The sequence below is a fragment of the Streptomyces sp. NPDC102278 genome (assembly GCF_044766345.1).
GTDB lineage: Bacteria > Actinomycetota > Actinomycetes > Streptomycetales > Streptomycetaceae > Streptomyces.
Map to the genome: position 1 here is coordinate 12,959 of NZ_JBIWLV010000025.1, position 14,791 is coordinate 27,749.

Genomic DNA, 14,791 nt, shown 5'->3' on the forward strand with positions numbered 1-14,791 from the left:
TCACATGCCGGATGCCGTCCTCAGCTCCCGGAAGAAGGCCCGTACGTCCGCCACCAGCAGATCGGGCACCTCCATGGCGGGGAAGTGGCCGCCCTTGTCGTACGAGGTCCAGCGCACGATGTGGTCGGTGCGTTCGGCGATGTGCCGCAGCGGGATGAAGTTGTCCCGGGGGAAATCGGCGAGTGCGGTCGGGGTCCGCGACACCTCGGGCGGCTGCCCGAAGTAGTCGGCGTGGGCGCGCTCGTAGTAGATCCGGGCGGCGGAACCGACGGTGCCCGTCAACCAATACAGCATGACGTTCGTCAGCATCCGGTCGCGGTCCACGGGGGTCCGCGGATCACTCCACTCGGCGAACTTCTCCCCGATCCAGGCGAGCAGCCCGACGGGTGAGTCGTTCAACGCGTACGCGAGGGTCTGCGGCCGGGTCGCCTGGATGTCGGCGTACCCCTGGCGCTCCCGCGCCCACCCCCGGTACCGCTCCCAGGACGCCAGCGTCCGCTGTCGCTCGGCGGGTTCCAGCGCGGCCAGTTCCTCCGGCGTGGGTTCGGAGGTCGCCCCGGCGCCGGGCAGCAGGTTCAGATGGACGCCGACCACGTTCCCGGGCCGCAGCCGCCCCAACTCCCGTGAGACCGCGGCGCCCCAGTCGCCGCCCTGCACCCCGTACCGCTCGTACCCGAGCCGCTCCATCAGGGTCCCGAAGGCGCGCGCCACCCGCTGGAACTCCCAGCCCGGCTCGGTGGTCGGCCCCGACAGGGCGAACCCGGGGATGTGGGGCAGCACCAGGTGGAAGGCGTCGGCTGGGTCCCCGCCGTGCGCCCGCGGATCGGTCAACGGGCCGGCGACCCGCTGGAACTCCACGAACGACCCGGGCCAGCCGTGGGTCATCAGCAGGGGTGTCGCGTGCGGCTCGGGCGAGCGGAGGTACGCGAAGTGGACGGTGGCCCCGTCGATCCGGGTGGTGTACTGCGCCCATCCGTTGATCCGCGCCTCGGCGGCCCGCCAGTCGTACTCCTCACGCCAGTACCGGACGAGTTCCCGCACCTCGGACAACGGCATGCCGTACGCCCGCCCGACCCCGCTCAACTCATCGGGCCACCGCACTCGCGCCAACCGCCCGCGAAGGTCGTCCAACTCCCCTTCGCCCACATCCAGCCGAAACTCCCGAAACCCCTGCCCAAGCTCACCCATCCCCCCACCCTGCCACGCCCCCCGGGCCCGGACCCACCATCCAGCCCCGCCGAGGCGACCTGGGCCCACTATCCAGCCCCGCCGCAGCACCGGCACCGGCACCCGGGCCCACTCACAGCCCCGCCGGCGTTTGAGGCGCGGGGTCCGGGGCGGAGCCCCGGAAAGCCGAACGCAGTCCGGGCCGCACACACCCCGCCGCCACACTCGCACCACCCCGCCGCCACCCACCCCAGCCAGGGCACCCACCAGGGGGCACCGGCCACGGCACCGGCACCGGCACCGGCACCGGCACCGGCACCGGCACCGGCACCGGCACCCGCCACAAAACCTCCCGGCCAGGGAAACGGCTACGCCGCGTACAGGTCGAACGTCGACCCCCGCCTCGCCCCCGCCGCCACGTCCAACGCCGGATCCACCGCCAGCATCGCCTGGTGCAAGCGCTGCAACTGCGGCGACGGCTCCACCCCCAGGTCGTCGATCAGCCGGTTCCGCAACCGCCGGTACACGTCCAGGGCCGCCGCCTGCCGGCCCGAGCGGTAGAGCGCCACCATGACCTGCGAGTGCAACCCTTCGTGCTGCGGGTGCCGCGCCGTCAGTTCGGTGAGTTCCACCAGGAGTTCCGTGTGGCGACCCAACCTCAGGTCGACGTCGATCCGCCGCTCGACCGTGACCAACCGGCTCTCTTCCAGCCGCATGACCTCGATCTCCAGGATCGGGCCGAGCCGTACGTCGACCAGCGCCGGCCCGTTCCACAGCGCGAGCGCCTCCCGCAGCATGGCCGCGGACCCCTCGTCGTCGCCGGCCTCGAACGCCCTCTGCCCCCGGGCGAGGAGGCTGTCGTAGGTGTACACGTCCACCGCCTCCGGCGGCACCTGGAGCACGTACCCCCCGTGCCGCGTGGCGAGCACTTCCTTCGCCCTGCCCGGCCGTCCCGGCCCCATGGCGGTGCCCAGTCGGCGACGCAGCTGCAGGATGTACGACTGGAGTGTGGTCAGCGCGCTCTGCGGGAGATCGTGACCCCAGATCTCCTCCATGAGCGTGGGTACGGGAATCACACGCCCCGGCTGCAGCGAGAAGAGCGCCAGGATCTGGCGCGGCTTGCCGGCAGTCGGAACGATCGAGCCCCCGTTAACCTCGGCACTCAACGGACCCAGAACCTGAATTTTCACGGTCTCCCCTCCACTTCGCGAACCCGAAACCGAACCTGAACCTGCACCCGTACCTGAACCCGCACCCGTACCTGAACCCGCACCCGCACCCGACTCTTCACGCCCGGCTCAACCCCACGCCTTCCAGGCACCGCTCGTCCGCGGTGCCCTCCTCGCCCCAGGTCCGGTACTCCCCGGCCCGCGCCTCCCCCACCAGGCTCGGCAGGAGCAGCCCCCACAGGGCGGCCACCTTGCCCTTCAACTCCCGGTACGACAGCCCGGTCCCGGACAGCACCTCGATCCCGCAGACGGCGGCCGCCACCAGCGCCTCCGCGCCCTCCCACCGACCGCCGGCACCACCACTGCGGGCCGCGCCGACCACATCAGCCGTACCGACCACGTCCGCCGTACCGACCACGTCCGCCGTACCGACCACGTCCGCCGTACCGACCACGTCCGCCGTACCGACCACGTCCGCCCTGCCTGCCCCTGCGGCCCCGCCCGAGAAGCCCGCCAACTCCCCCGCGTCCCGGGCCATCCGCAGCAGCCGGTAGACCACCGACAGCCATGCCTCCTGGAAGTCCACCACCGCCGGTTGCTGCCCCGCGCACTCCTTGGTGATCCGGAAGCTCGCCGGAATCGCCGGGTCCTCGTGCAGGGTGCGCGCCAGCCAGTGCGTCGTGCCGATCAGCGCCTGCAACGGTGAGTCCCCGGCCTCCCGTAATCCTCGTACCGCCTCGTGCAACAGCCCACAGCCCCACTGCTGCACCGCGTCCGCCAGCTCGTCCTTCGAGGCGAAGTGGAAGTACAGCGCCCCCTTCGTGACCCCGGCCGCACCCGCGATCTCACCGAGCGTCGCATTGGCATAGCCGTTCCGATGGAACATCTCGGCCCCGGCGAAGAGCAGCCGCCTACGCGTCCGCTCCGACCTCTCCTGCACCGCTCGTCTCCTCTCACCCGAGCCGGTCCGCGGCGGCACCGCACGTGCCGCCCTCGTCCGACCCCACCAGCCCCCGCTCAGCCCCAGCCCCGCTCGACCCGCCACGCAACCCACCCGGGTGACCCACTCACGCGCCCACCCCCACGCGCGATCGCCACCCACACGCGACCGCCACCCACGCGCCCGCGACCACTCACGCGCCCGTCCCCACGGGTGCGCCGCGCTCAGACCCGTACGAGCCGCTCCACCCGCGTACTCCCGACGGCCCCCGGCCCGGCGCCGGCGCCGACAGCGGCCGTCGCCCCTCCCTCGGGCCCTGCCATCAGGATCGACCGCTGGAGTCTGCGCAGCGCTCCGGACGGCTCCAACCCCAGGTCCCGTACGAGCGTCGTGCGCAGCCGCTGGTACACGTCCAGCGCTTCGCCGCGGCGGCCGGAGCGGTGGAGGGCCAGCATGAACTGCCCGTGCAGGTTCTCGTGAGTGCGGTACCGACTCACCAACACCGTCAACTCCGCCAACAACTCACGATGGCGACCCAACCGCAGATCCGCCTCGATCCGCTGATCCAACGCACACAACCGCGTCTCCTCCAACCGACGGATCTCCATGTCCAACTGCACCCCACCCTGAACATCCGCGAACGCCGGCCCCGACCACAACGCCAACGCCTCCCTCAACAACCGCGCACCACCAGGATGATCACCGGCATCCACCGCCCGATACCCCATCCCAGACAACCGCTCGAACTCCCGCACATCACTCGTCCCACCACCACTGCTCAACAGATAACCCCCCGGCAACGTCACCAACACGTCCTTCGGAGTCCGCGTCCCGTCGCCGCCCTCCAGGGCGGTCGCGATCAGCGCGCGCAACTGCAGTACGTAGGTCTGCAGCGTGGTGCGGGCGCTGCGCGGCGGCAGGCCGCCCCACAGTTCCTCGATCAGTGCCGACACGGGCACCACCTGATCGGCATGGAGGGCCAAGAGGGCCAGGACCTGCCGGGGCTTGGGGGCGGTCGGCGTGATGGAGATCCCGTTCTCCCGCACGGCCAGTGCGCCCAGTACATCGATGTCCACGTCGTACTCCCCTGTCCTTGGATGAGTCGCAAGAGTCAGTAAAAAACAGGACCGGCGGTTTGTCAATGAACTTCCCACCGCACCAGTTTCAGGCCGGCGACGCCCCAGGCTCACTCAAGAGACCTATCTGACCTGCGAGTTCATCGCTCATTCAGGAGTGGAGCAACAACGTCGCCCCCTGACCCACCCCCCGACAGGACACCAAAAGCCTCGAATCGGGCCCATCAAACAGACCGTTTAGTCTTCTTCCGGCCTCTCCCCCGCCAGCAACCTCGGCAGAACCAACCCCCAGATCCGCGCGAGGGTCTGGGGCGCCACCCACTCCGGCTCGGCCGCGCCCAACACCTCCAGCCCGACGGTCGAGGCCACCACCGCCCGCGCCGCGTCCTGCGAGGACACCCCCTCGGCGAGCATCCCGCCCCGTTCGGCCGCCCCCAGCAACTCCTCCACCCACAAGCGCCATCGCCCCCGCAGGTCCACCCGACTCGCGTGGGAGGAGTCGGCCGACAGCGCGAAACCGGCCCGCACCACGACGTCCTGCGCGAGCAGTTCCATCAGCTCGGCCGTCGAATCGACCAACACCCGCACCGGATCGCCCGCCGACCAGGGCGCGTCGGTGATCCGACCGACCGCGTCCGCCGCCCGCTCCTCGACGGCCCGGGCGATCTCGGCCTTGCTCGCGAAGTGGAAGTGCAGGCCGCCGGCAGTCACCCCGGCCCGGCGACTGATCGCCGAGACCAACGCCGCCGCGAACCCCTCCTCCGCGAAGACCTGCGCGGCAGCACGCACCAACGTTTCGCGCGTGCGAGCCGCACGCTCCTTCTTGACCATGGAGGCTCCACACACCGCACTCGCCGCATTCATCGCACCCTCGATGTACACAAAGGGTCACGAGATCTTGGTGCCACGGTCGGTGGGTGCGCTGGAGGTTGGCCGGACTCGTACCGGAGTGAACAACTCCGGCCGGCTGGAGCGGCTCCACCCACCCTCCGAACAGGGCACACGCGAACCTCTGCCCCGACCCGGCCTCCCCAAGCCTCCAACCAGCGCAATCCGCGGTCGGGGCCGGTTGGTGGAACCTGCACTCCGCCCCCTCCCGCCGTCCGTGCACGTGCTACGGTCGCGGACGTGATGACGGGGGACGACAGCAGTCGGTTTTTGGCTGGGAAATCAGCACTGATCACGGGAGCGAGCGCCGGTATCGGGGCAGCCGCCGCCCGTGTGTTCTGTCGTGAGGGCGCCTCCGTGACCCTCGTGTCCCGCCGCGAGGACCCACTGGCCGCGCTCACCGACGAACTGCGCGACGCCGGCCACCAAGTCCAGTACGTCGTCGCCGACGTCCGTGATTCCCAGGACGTGGCCCGCGCCGTCGAGGCAGCCGTCACCAGGTTCGGCCGGCTGGACGCCGCCTTCAACAACGCGGGTGTCGGCGCGCTTCCGGCGCCCATGCACGTACTCGACGAGGACGTCTACGACACCATCATGGACACCAACGTCCGCGGCGTCTGGAACTGCATGCGCCACGAGATCCGCGCCATGCTGACCACCGGTGGCGGCTCGATCGTCAACAACAGCAGCACCGCCGGTCTGGTCGCCACCCCCGTCGCGGCCCCCTACGTCGCCTCGAAGCACGCGGTCGTCGGCATGACGAAGGCAGCGGCGTGCGAGTACGCGCCCCACGGCATCCGCATCAACGCGATCGCGCCCGGCTCCACCCGCAGCGAGATGATCGACACCTGGCTCCAGCAGAACCCCGAGGTGGAACAGATGCTCCTGAACTCGGCGCCGCTGCCGCGTATCGCGGAGCCCCAGGAGATCGCGGAAGCCGCGGCCTGGCTCTGCAGCGACCGCGCCTCGTTCGTGGTCGGCACCACCCTCTCGGTGGACGGCGGCTGGACCACCCGCTGACGCCGCACCACCCGACGACGCAGCCAAGGCCCTGAAAGCCGCTGTCCGGAAGGCGCCCCGACAGCCAGAGGCATTAACGCCGTTAACGCCGTTAACGGCGCGGCGTTCGACGGCAGTCTCGTGGCTGTCGACCCTGAGCTCAACCGGACGGCGGGACCGAGGACCACACGCCGAACCACTGCTCGGCGCCGAATTCCTCGAACCGCTCCACCTCGGTGAACCCCAGTTTCACCGCGACACGTACCGAGCGATCGTTGGCGGCCTGCGTACAGAGCACCAACGGCTCGCCGGGAAACGCGTCGGCGAACCAGCCGAGCGCCGCCGTGCATGCCTCCAGGGCGTACCCACGTCCCCATGCCTCCGGCAGGAGCATGTAGCTGAGCTCGGCCTCCGCGGCATCAGGACGGACGTGCCCGGGACGCTCAGCGTCCCGCCGGTCGAGCGTGACGATGCCGATCATCGCCCCGTCGTGATCGACCACGAACACGCCGGGGCGCCGCCCGGGCACTTCGGGCACTGCGTTCTCAAGCTCAGCACGTGGTCGGGGGCCACCGAGGTACGTCCGCACCTCCGCCGAGGCGAACAGGTCGATGAACGCCGCACGGTCCCGGGCCACAGACGCGCGGAGTACGAGCCGCTCGGTCCGCAAGGGGGCGGGCGGCCAGACAACGGGCCCCGGCTCAGCCATGACGGACAACCTACCCGACACCCCCGACGGGATCCCCGACCCCGACCCCGCGCGGCACCACCGCCCCGGCCCGCGCCCGGCCCTCCCCCTCCCCGCCCCGGCCCCCTCCCCGGCCGCGCCCACCCGCCTCAGCCTCGCGTCCGCCGTTCCACCAACAACCCCACGCCGTCGAAGATCCGCTCCAGCCCGAACTCCAGCGCCTGGTCCTGCCCCCCGTGTTCCGCGACCGAGGTCAGTGCGGCGTTCAACGCCGGGTAGCGCTCACCGTGCTCGCGCATCACCTCGCCCAGCAGCTTCCCCAGTTCCGCGTCCGGCCCGCCCCGCCCGCCCGGCCCATCCGGGCCGCCCGTCCCACCGCCCGCGGCTCGCTCCTGCTCGGCGATTCCCCGTACGTGCCCGGACATCAGCACCACCGTGTCCATGGCCTCGGCCCCGCTCAGCCCGCACCCGTCGAGCGCGACGAGGGCCCGCTCCATCCAGCCGATCTCCCTCGGCCCCATCACCCGCGCCCCCACGGTCGCCTCCAGCAACCACGGGTGTTCCCGGAAACCGGCGAGCAGGCCCCGCGCCCAGACGCCGAGCTTCCCGCGCCATCCGTCGGCGTCCGCCAACGCCTCGTCCAGCAGAACCGGTTCGGGCATCGCCGATTCCACCATCAGCGCGACCAGTTCCGACTTCCCCGGCACGTACCGGTAGAGGGCCATCTTGGTGACCCCCAGTTCCCCGGCCACCAGTTGCATCGACACACCGCCCAGCCCCTGCGCGTCCGCGATCCCGACGCCCGCCGCCGCGATGCCCTCCAGCGTCAGGCCGCGCTTCGGCCCGCGTGCGGGTTTCGCCGGCGGCCCCCACAGCAGTCGTACCGCCGCACCCCACTGTTCGCCGGACATCGCCATCCCCTTGCGCTCGCACGAAAACTGCGTCTACCGTACACGGAGCGAACAGTATCCACCGGACGCAGTATTCAGCAGACGCAGTCTCTGCCGGGCACACCATGTCCCCGGCACGCAGATGTGCGCGCCCAAGGAGATCCCATGCCCCGACACCCGCAGCACCCCGTGACGGTCCTCATCTCGGGCGCGAGCATCGCCGGACCCGCCCTCGCCTACTGGCTGGGCCGCCACGGCTTCCGCCCCACCGTCGTCGAGATCGCCCCGGCCCTCCGCCAAGGCGGCCAGGCCGTCGACTTCCGTGGCGACACCCACCGCACCGTCCTGGAACGCATGGGCGTCCTGGACACCCTTCGCCGCATCCAGACCGGCGGCAGCCCCATGACCTTCGTCGACCAGGACGACAAGGAACTCCTCCACCTGCCGGCCGAGTTCGCCGGCGGGGACATCGAAGTACTCCGCGGCGACCTCTCGCGCGTGCTGTACGAAGCCTCACGACCCACCACCGAGTACGTCTTCGGCGACTCGGTCACCCGCCTCGCCGAGACCTCCACCGGGGTGCACGTCACCTTCGACCACTCCCCGCCCCGCACCTTCGACCTCGTCATCGGCGCCGACGGCCTCCACTCCAACATCCGCCGGCTCGCCTTCGGTCCGGAAGAGAAGCACGTCAGGCACCTCGGCTACTACGCCGCCTCCTGGGCCCTCCCCACCCGCCTGGACCTCCCCCGCCCCGGCAGCACCGGCTACAACGCTCCGGGCCGACTGGCGTCCGCGAGCGCCGACGGCGCGTTCTTCGTCTTCGCCTCGCCGGCCGTCCCGTACGACCGCCACGACCTCCGCGCCCAGAAGGAACTCGTCACCCGCGCCTTCAGCTCCCTCCCCTGGAAGACCCACGAGCTGCTCGCCACCCTCCACGAAACCCCGGAGCTCTACTTCGACTCGATCAGCCGGGCCGACGTCGACACCTGGTCCACCGGCAGGGTGGCCCTCGTGGGAGACGCCGCCTGTGGTGCGACGATCGGCGGAATGGGGACCGGTACCGGGATCGTGGCCGCGTACGTCCTGGCCTCCGAACTCGCCCGTACCCCCGGTGATCATCAGGCCGCCTTCGCCCGCTACGAGTCCCTGGTCCGCCCGTACGCCGAGGGGTGCCAACGCGGCGGTGACCGTACGGGGCCCTTCCTGGCCCCCGCCACCCGTCTCGGCCTGCGCTTGCGCAACACGGTGCTCAGCCGACCCCGCTGCCTGGCCTGGATGCTGAAACAGGGCCAGAAGGTCAGCACCCTCGCACTCCCGGAGAGCCTCGCCCTCCCGGAGAGCCTCGCCCTCCCGGAGAGCCTCGCGCGCACGCAGGCGGGCGCGCACACACCCTGACCACCGGAGGGCCTCACTCCACTTAACGGCGTTAACGGCGTTAACGCCGTTAACCGATATCCGCCCCACAGGCCGTCAGCCCCGCCCCGCAGAAAAGTACTTGCCGACTGGTTTTTTTTGCCCCCACCCCACTACATTGGCCGGACAGCCGCCCGGACATCATCAGGAGACACGCACGTGGCCAGGGTCAGACAGGAACGTGCCGAGGTCACCCGACAGGCGATCCTCGACGGTGCGGCCATCGCTTTCGACGACGCCGGCTTCCACGGCACCAGCCTGAGCGACGTCGTCAAGCACGCCGGAGTCACCAAGGGCGCCCTCTACTTCCACTTCCAGTCGAAGGAAGCCCTCGCCCGCACCCTGATGGACGAGCAGTTCCAGGTGTCCGACGACCTCCCGGCCATCGAGAACCCCGGCCTCCAGACCGCCATCGACGTGACCCACCAGATGGCTCACGGCCTGCGCACCAACGTCCGCATCCGCGCGGGCATCCGTCTGGTCATCGAGTTCGGTTCGTTCACGCACCCGGACGCGACCCCGTACAACACGTGGGTGGACACCGCCCACAGCCTGCTGACGCCGGCCCAGCAGGCGGGCGACGTCCTCCCCGCGCTGGACGTCACGGATCTCTCGACCCTCCTCATCGGGTCGTTCACCGGCATCCAGGTCACCTCGTACGTCCGCACCACCCGCGAGGACCTGCACGCCCGGATCGCCGACCTGTGGACGTTCCTCCTCCCCGGGATCGCGCCCGCGCACCGCATTTCCGCATTCGACCCGGCCGGCTCGCCCGAGTGCCGGGCCCAACTCGGTCTCCCGAGCCCGGACTCCCCTGCGGAGCAGATCGGCTGACGACGTATCCAGGGCGGCCTCACATGCGCCGTGGCGAACCACGGGGGTGCTCGCCACGGCGTTTGCGAGGCCGTCCTGTCACGTACCAGGGCTCAAAAATCGCCTCTGCGTAGGGTTTCGTTAGCAAAACCCAAGCGTGGTGCTCACCAACACCCTGGAACGTTAGTAAAGTCCCTCTCATGACTTCACCCTCGTCCCAGAGCGACCGAGAGAAGGTCGTCTCCAAGCTCCCCCCGTGGCTGCGCCAGGAACTGAAGATCCGCACCGCTCAACTGCGGGTCGACATCCAGGACGCCGTCCACGAGGGCATCGCCCACTGGAGCGCCCTCGCCTCGTCACCCTCCTCCGTCGACACCTCCGGTGCCGAGTCGTTCTCCACCTGGCTGCCCGCCGGTCAGTGGGAATCCTTCCGTACCGACTCCAAGCACCGCGGGGTCTCCCTCATCCAGGGCCTCGCCCAAGCCGTCCGCCTCTGGCTGGAGATGAACCCGGCCCCCACGGTCAAGCGGCCCTCCGTCGTTCGACGCATCGTCGTCTGCAACCAGAAGGGCGGCGTCGGCAAGACCGCCGTCACCGCCGGCACGGCGGAAGCCCTCGCCGAGGACCCCGCCTCCCTCCACCCGGTCCGCGTCGCCCGCCAACTGGCCCGCCGCTCCCCGGCCCAGGTCGACCAAGAAGCCACCTACGAGGACCAGCAGCCGCTGCCGACCACCCCCCTCGACCTCGAAGACCTCCCGGGTCTGGGCATGCGCGTCCTGCTCGTCGACTTCGACCCGCAGGGCCACCTCACCAAGCAGCTCGGTCAACAGCCGCTCCCCATCGGCGGCGACAGCCTGACCTGCCACATGGCCGGCGAGGCCAAGGGCCCGCTCGCCGACCTGATCGTCCCCATCCCGGACGAGCGCTTCGGCGACCGGCTGCACATCCTGCCCGCCTGCACCGACGCCTTCCTCCTCGACGTCCGACTCTCCACCGTCCGCGCCCGCGAGGCCGCTCTCGAACGCGCCCTCGCCCCCGTCGAGGCCGACTACGACGTCATCCTCATCGACTGCCCCCCGAGCCTCGGCCTCAGCATGGACGCGGCCATCTACTACGGACGACGTCGCGACGCCGAACAGCCCGGAGCCTCCGGCGCCCTGATCGTCGTACAGGCCGAGGACTCCTCGGCCGACGCCTACGACCTGCTCACCTCGCAGATCAACGACCTCCGCGACGACCTCAGCCTCGACATCGACTACCTCGGCCTCGTCGTGAACCTCTACGACGGCCGCCGCGGCTACATCGCGACCTCGTCCCTCCAGGCCTGGATGGACATAAAGGATCCGCGCGTCGTCGCCATCGTCCCCGACCTCAAGGAACAGCGCGAGGCCGTACGGGTCAAGCAGCCCCTGTTCGTCTACTCACCCAAGGGCGACCAGGCGGTCGCCCTGCGCGCGCTCGCCAGGGAGATCTCATGAGCAAGGCCGACAAACTCGGAGTCTCGGCGTCCTTCGCCCGAGCCCAGCCGGCCGGCGTCAGCTCCCGCCGGGCCGCGATCGCGGAAGCCACGGGCGCCCCCACCTCCGGGGTCGTCCCGCCCTCCGAGGTACCCATCGAGGCGCTGGCACACAACCCGTTCAACCTCCGCGAGGACCTGACGGAACTGGACGAGCTGGCCCAGTCCCTGGTCTCCCGCGGCCAACTCCAGCCCCTCGCGGTCGCCACCCGCATGGCGTTCATGGAGGCCCATCCGGGCCAGACCGACGGCCTCGGGCGCGCGCCGTACGTGGTGATCGACGGGAACCGGCGCCTCGCGGCAGCGCAGCTGGCCGGCCTCAAGACCATGCACATCCACGTCAACGACGCCCTGTCCGCTTCGGCGGCGGACATCCTCGAATCCGCGCTGATCGCCAACGTCCACCGGGTCGACGTGGCCCCCATGGACCAGGCGCGCGCCCTCCAGGAACTCGTCGACGTCCACGGTTCGCAGGCCCAGGTGGCCAAGCGGCTCGGCAAGACGCCGGCCTGGGTCTCCCAACGCCTGTCGCTGCTCAACCTCACCCCTTCCCTCCAGGAGAAGGTGGAGACGGGCGAACTCAAGGTGGAACCGGCCCGCCGCATCGGCCGCCTCCCCCACGAGGAGCAGGCAGCGGCGGCGAACGACGCCGTGAGCGCCGTCAATCCCCCGCGCCAGCGCACCCGTGCGACCCCGACCCCCGTTAACGGCGTTAACGCCGTTAACGCCGTGACGCCTCCCGCGCCGTCCGCACCCCCCGCAGCCGCCGCCCCCGCCATCCCCGTCGCTTCCGCCATCCCCGCCTCCCCCCGCATCACGATCTCCACGAACTCCCCGGAGACCATCGCGGACGCCCTCACCGCCCACCTCACCCCCGACGACCTCAAGGCCGTCACCGAGCTGCTGATGACCCGTATCTGAGGCCGCACCCACGCCGGGGGCGCTGACGCCGTTAACGCCGTTAACGCCGTTAACGCCGTTAACGCCCCCACGTGCGTTTCACGTGCGTTCAGAGGTGCGATTCACCTAAGCTGCCCCTGGAGGCCCCCATGAGCGAGATGAACGAGTTGAACGACCACACGGAACAGACGACGCTCTTCGCGGCAGTCGACGCCCTGCTCGAAGAAGCCGCGCAGGACCCGCTCCCGCACCCCGACGAGCGGAAGCGACTGCGCGAGGCAGCCGGTCTGAGTCAGGACCAGATCGGCAAGGCACTCGGCGTCCGCCGTGAAACGGTCACCTCCTGGGAAACCGGCCGCACCGCCCCTCGCCCACCCAAGCGTGCCGCCTACGCCCGGCTCCTCGAAGGCCTCTCCGCCCTCCACCCCGTTAACGGCGTTAACGCCGTTAACGCCGTTAACGCTCCCCCGCCCCCAGCCACCCCACCAACCGTGCCGACCCCGGCAACCCCCCCGGCAACCACGCCGCCCCCGACGGTCGCCGCCCCCGCCGCCCCCGTTAACGCCGTTAACGCCGTTAACGCCGTTAACGCCGAACCTCCCACCCCCGCACCGGCGCGGACCCGAGCACGCGCGGCGACACCGCGCCCACTTCCCGTCGAGGGCAACGGCCCCCTCGCCGTCCTCGACGGCACCGGCCACGCGCACACCGCCGGCGGTCAGGTCCTCGACCACCCCACCGCCAACCTGCCCGCGCTCATCACCTGGGCCCTCGGCCCCGACGCCGACCTCCGCTCGCCCCGCCTCCACCGCAACGGGAAGGACGGCGACCCCCTCCTCGTCCTCACCGCGGCCGCCACCGAAGCCCTCGGGCTGCCTCTCGTCCTCGACGACCGCCGAGCCCTGCGCCTCCCGGACAACCACCCGGTCATCAAGCTCCTCGGCAAGCACAAGTGGCAGCTCACCCGCCGCGGCTTCGGCCCCTGGCCCCGCATCTACCGCCCGGCCGGCCCGACCACCGGTCGCCAGTGCGTCCAACTCGCGGTCCTCCCCTGGGGCGCCCTCGACCCCCGCGCCTGGGGTGAGGGGACCGCCGACCTCCCGGCTCCCGAACTGGCCGCGCTGCTCACCACCTACGCCACGCGCGTCCTCACCCCCCGCGGCTCCACCGCCGTCTCGGGCCTGGAGCTCATGACGGCCCTGCGCCCGCCCACCCGCGCGGCCCGCAACCCCGTCACCCACGCCTGGGAATCCGCGCCCGTGGCGGGATCCCTCACCGGCCCCGTCGACCCGGCTCCCCCGGAAGCCCCCGACGAGCACCCGGTGGTCGCCGCGCTCTACCCGCGCGCCCACCAACGCACCCCGGACCAGGTCCTCGACGAAGAGGCCTACGACTGGATCCGCGACCCGGAACTCCTCACCGACGCCGAGTGCACCCGCACCCACGCCGTCGGCATCGACGTCAACATGGCCTTCGCCGCGGCCGCCAACCGGCTCCTGGTCGGCCTGGGCCCCGCGATCCACGCGAAGAACCCGCCCTTCGACCCCAAGACCCCCGGCTGCTGGCTCGCGGACCTCTCCTCACTCACCCTGGACCCGCGCCTTCCCAGCCCCTTCACCCCGCACGGCAAACCCCCCACCGGCCCCGCCTGGTACGCGACGCCGACCCTCGCCTACGCCCGCGAGCTCGGCCACCCCGTCCACGCCACCGAAGCCTGGCTGCGCCCCGACAACGGCCCGTACCTGGACGCCTGGTACGGCCGTCTCAGGGACGCGTACGTCGCCACGATGGCGGACCTCGGCGTCACCTCGGACCTCGCCGAACCCGAGTTCCTCGCCGCGATGGCGGTCCACAAAGAACAGGACCCCGCGCTCACGGCGGTCCTCGCCGCCATCAAGTCCACCGTCAAGGGGGGCATCGGCAAGCTCCGCGAGCGTCCCCAGGGCGCCGGCTACCGGCCCGGCGAACCCTGGCCCGCCCTGGAACGCCCCACCTGGCGCCCCGACATCCGCGCCGCGGTCATCGCCACGGCCCGCGTCAACATGCACCGCAAGATGAACAAGCTCGCCACGGCATCCGGTCAGTACCCCATCGCCGTCCTGTCCGACTGCGCGGTGTACCTCTCGGACGGCCCCAGCCCCCTCGACTTCCTCCCCCGCGCCCCCGACGGCAAGCCCCTGCCCGGCGGCTTCCGCCTCGGCGTCAGCCCGGGCATGGTAAAGCACGAGGGCACCCAGCCCCTCCTGTGGGCCGTGCGGATGCTCGACGAACGCCTGAACCCAGCCCGCCACATCAAGGGCCACGACGCCGCGGTTGACGGAGAGTAGAA

The 14,791-nt window shown here is 71.1% G+C and carries 13 protein-coding genes; 6 read left to right on the plus strand and 7 right to left on the minus strand.

Going from position 1 to position 14,791, the window contains the following annotated elements; translation table 11 throughout:
* From ACIRO3_RS34025 to ACIRO3_RS34045, 5 genes are all read right to left on the minus strand, one after another.
* Complete coding sequence (locus tag ACIRO3_RS34025; protein ID WP_404143281.1) at positions 1-1,188, minus strand: epoxide hydrolase family protein; 1,188 nt, start codon at positions 1,186-1,188, stop codon at positions 1-3.
* A 347-nt stretch (positions 1,189-1,535) separates the two neighbouring features.
* Positions 1,536-2,357, minus strand: a complete 822-nt coding sequence (locus ACIRO3_RS34030; RefSeq protein ID WP_404143283.1) for a BTAD domain-containing putative transcriptional regulator — start codon at positions 2,355-2,357, stop codon at positions 1,536-1,538.
* A 97-nt stretch (positions 2,358-2,454) separates the two neighbouring features.
* Positions 2,455-3,276: a TetR family transcriptional regulator gene (locus ACIRO3_RS34035; protein ID WP_404143285.1), complete on the minus strand. Its 822-nt coding sequence runs from the start codon at positions 3,274-3,276 to the stop codon at positions 2,455-2,457.
* Between the two features lie 224 nt (positions 3,277-3,500).
* Positions 3,501-4,352, minus strand: coding sequence for an AfsR/SARP family transcriptional regulator (locus tag ACIRO3_RS34040; protein WP_366148657.1), 852 nt, complete (start codon positions 4,350-4,352; stop codon positions 3,501-3,503).
* 237 nt (positions 4,353-4,589) lie between these two features.
* Positions 4,590-5,183 (minus strand): ScbR family autoregulator-binding transcription factor, encoded by a 594-nt coding sequence (locus ACIRO3_RS34045; RefSeq protein ID WP_361785107.1) that lies wholly within the window; start codon positions 5,181-5,183, stop codon positions 4,590-4,592.
* A gap of 300 nt (positions 5,184-5,483) precedes the next feature.
* Between ACIRO3_RS34045 and ACIRO3_RS34050 the strand changes: the two genes are divergently transcribed.
* Positions 5,484-6,260, plus strand: a complete 777-nt coding sequence (locus ACIRO3_RS34050) for a glucose 1-dehydrogenase (RefSeq protein WP_361785198.1) — start codon at positions 5,484-5,486, stop codon at positions 6,258-6,260.
* Positions 6,261-6,399: 139 nt separating this feature from the next.
* Here the strand turns inward: ACIRO3_RS34050 and ACIRO3_RS34055 are convergent, their stop codons facing one another.
* A complete protein-coding gene (locus ACIRO3_RS34055; protein WP_404143288.1) occupies positions 6,400-6,948 on the minus strand; it encodes a GNAT family N-acetyltransferase in 549 nt (182 codons plus the stop codon).
* A 128-nt stretch (positions 6,949-7,076) separates the two neighbouring features.
* Positions 7,077-7,838: a TetR/AcrR family transcriptional regulator gene (locus ACIRO3_RS34060; protein WP_404143290.1), complete on the minus strand. Its 762-nt coding sequence runs from the start codon at positions 7,836-7,838 to the stop codon at positions 7,077-7,079.
* Positions 7,839-7,982: 144 nt separating this feature from the next.
* On the opposite strand from ACIRO3_RS34060, the gene ACIRO3_RS34065 reads away from it, so the two are divergent.
* The 5 genes from ACIRO3_RS34065 (at position 7,983) to tap (ending at position 14,789) form a co-directional block, all read left to right on the plus strand.
* Entirely contained in the window at positions 7,983-9,215 is a 1,233-nt protein-coding gene (locus tag ACIRO3_RS34065) for an FAD-dependent monooxygenase (RefSeq protein WP_404143292.1), read from the plus strand.
* 177 nt (positions 9,216-9,392) lie between these two features.
* Positions 9,393-10,067, plus strand: coding sequence for a ScbR family autoregulator-binding transcription factor (locus ACIRO3_RS34070; RefSeq protein WP_404143294.1), 675 nt, complete (start codon positions 9,393-9,395; stop codon positions 10,065-10,067).
* A gap of 179 nt (positions 10,068-10,246) precedes the next feature.
* Positions 10,247-11,524 (plus strand): ParA family protein, encoded by a 1,278-nt coding sequence (locus tag ACIRO3_RS34075; protein ID WP_404143296.1) that lies wholly within the window; start codon positions 10,247-10,249, stop codon positions 11,522-11,524.
* The gene (locus ACIRO3_RS34080; RefSeq protein ID WP_404143297.1) at positions 11,521-12,483 is read left to right on the plus strand and encodes a ParB/RepB/Spo0J family partition protein; all 963 of its coding nucleotides are present in this window, start codon (positions 11,521-11,523) and stop codon (positions 12,481-12,483) included. The genes ACIRO3_RS34075 and ACIRO3_RS34080 overlap by 4 nt, the downstream gene beginning before the upstream one ends.
* Positions 12,484-12,611: 128 nt before the next feature.
* Positions 12,612-14,789, plus strand: a complete 2,178-nt coding sequence (gene tap, locus ACIRO3_RS34085) for a telomere-associated protein Tap (RefSeq protein WP_404143299.1) — start codon at positions 12,612-12,614, stop codon at positions 14,787-14,789.
* The last annotated feature ends 2 nt before the right edge of the window (positions 14,790-14,791 follow it).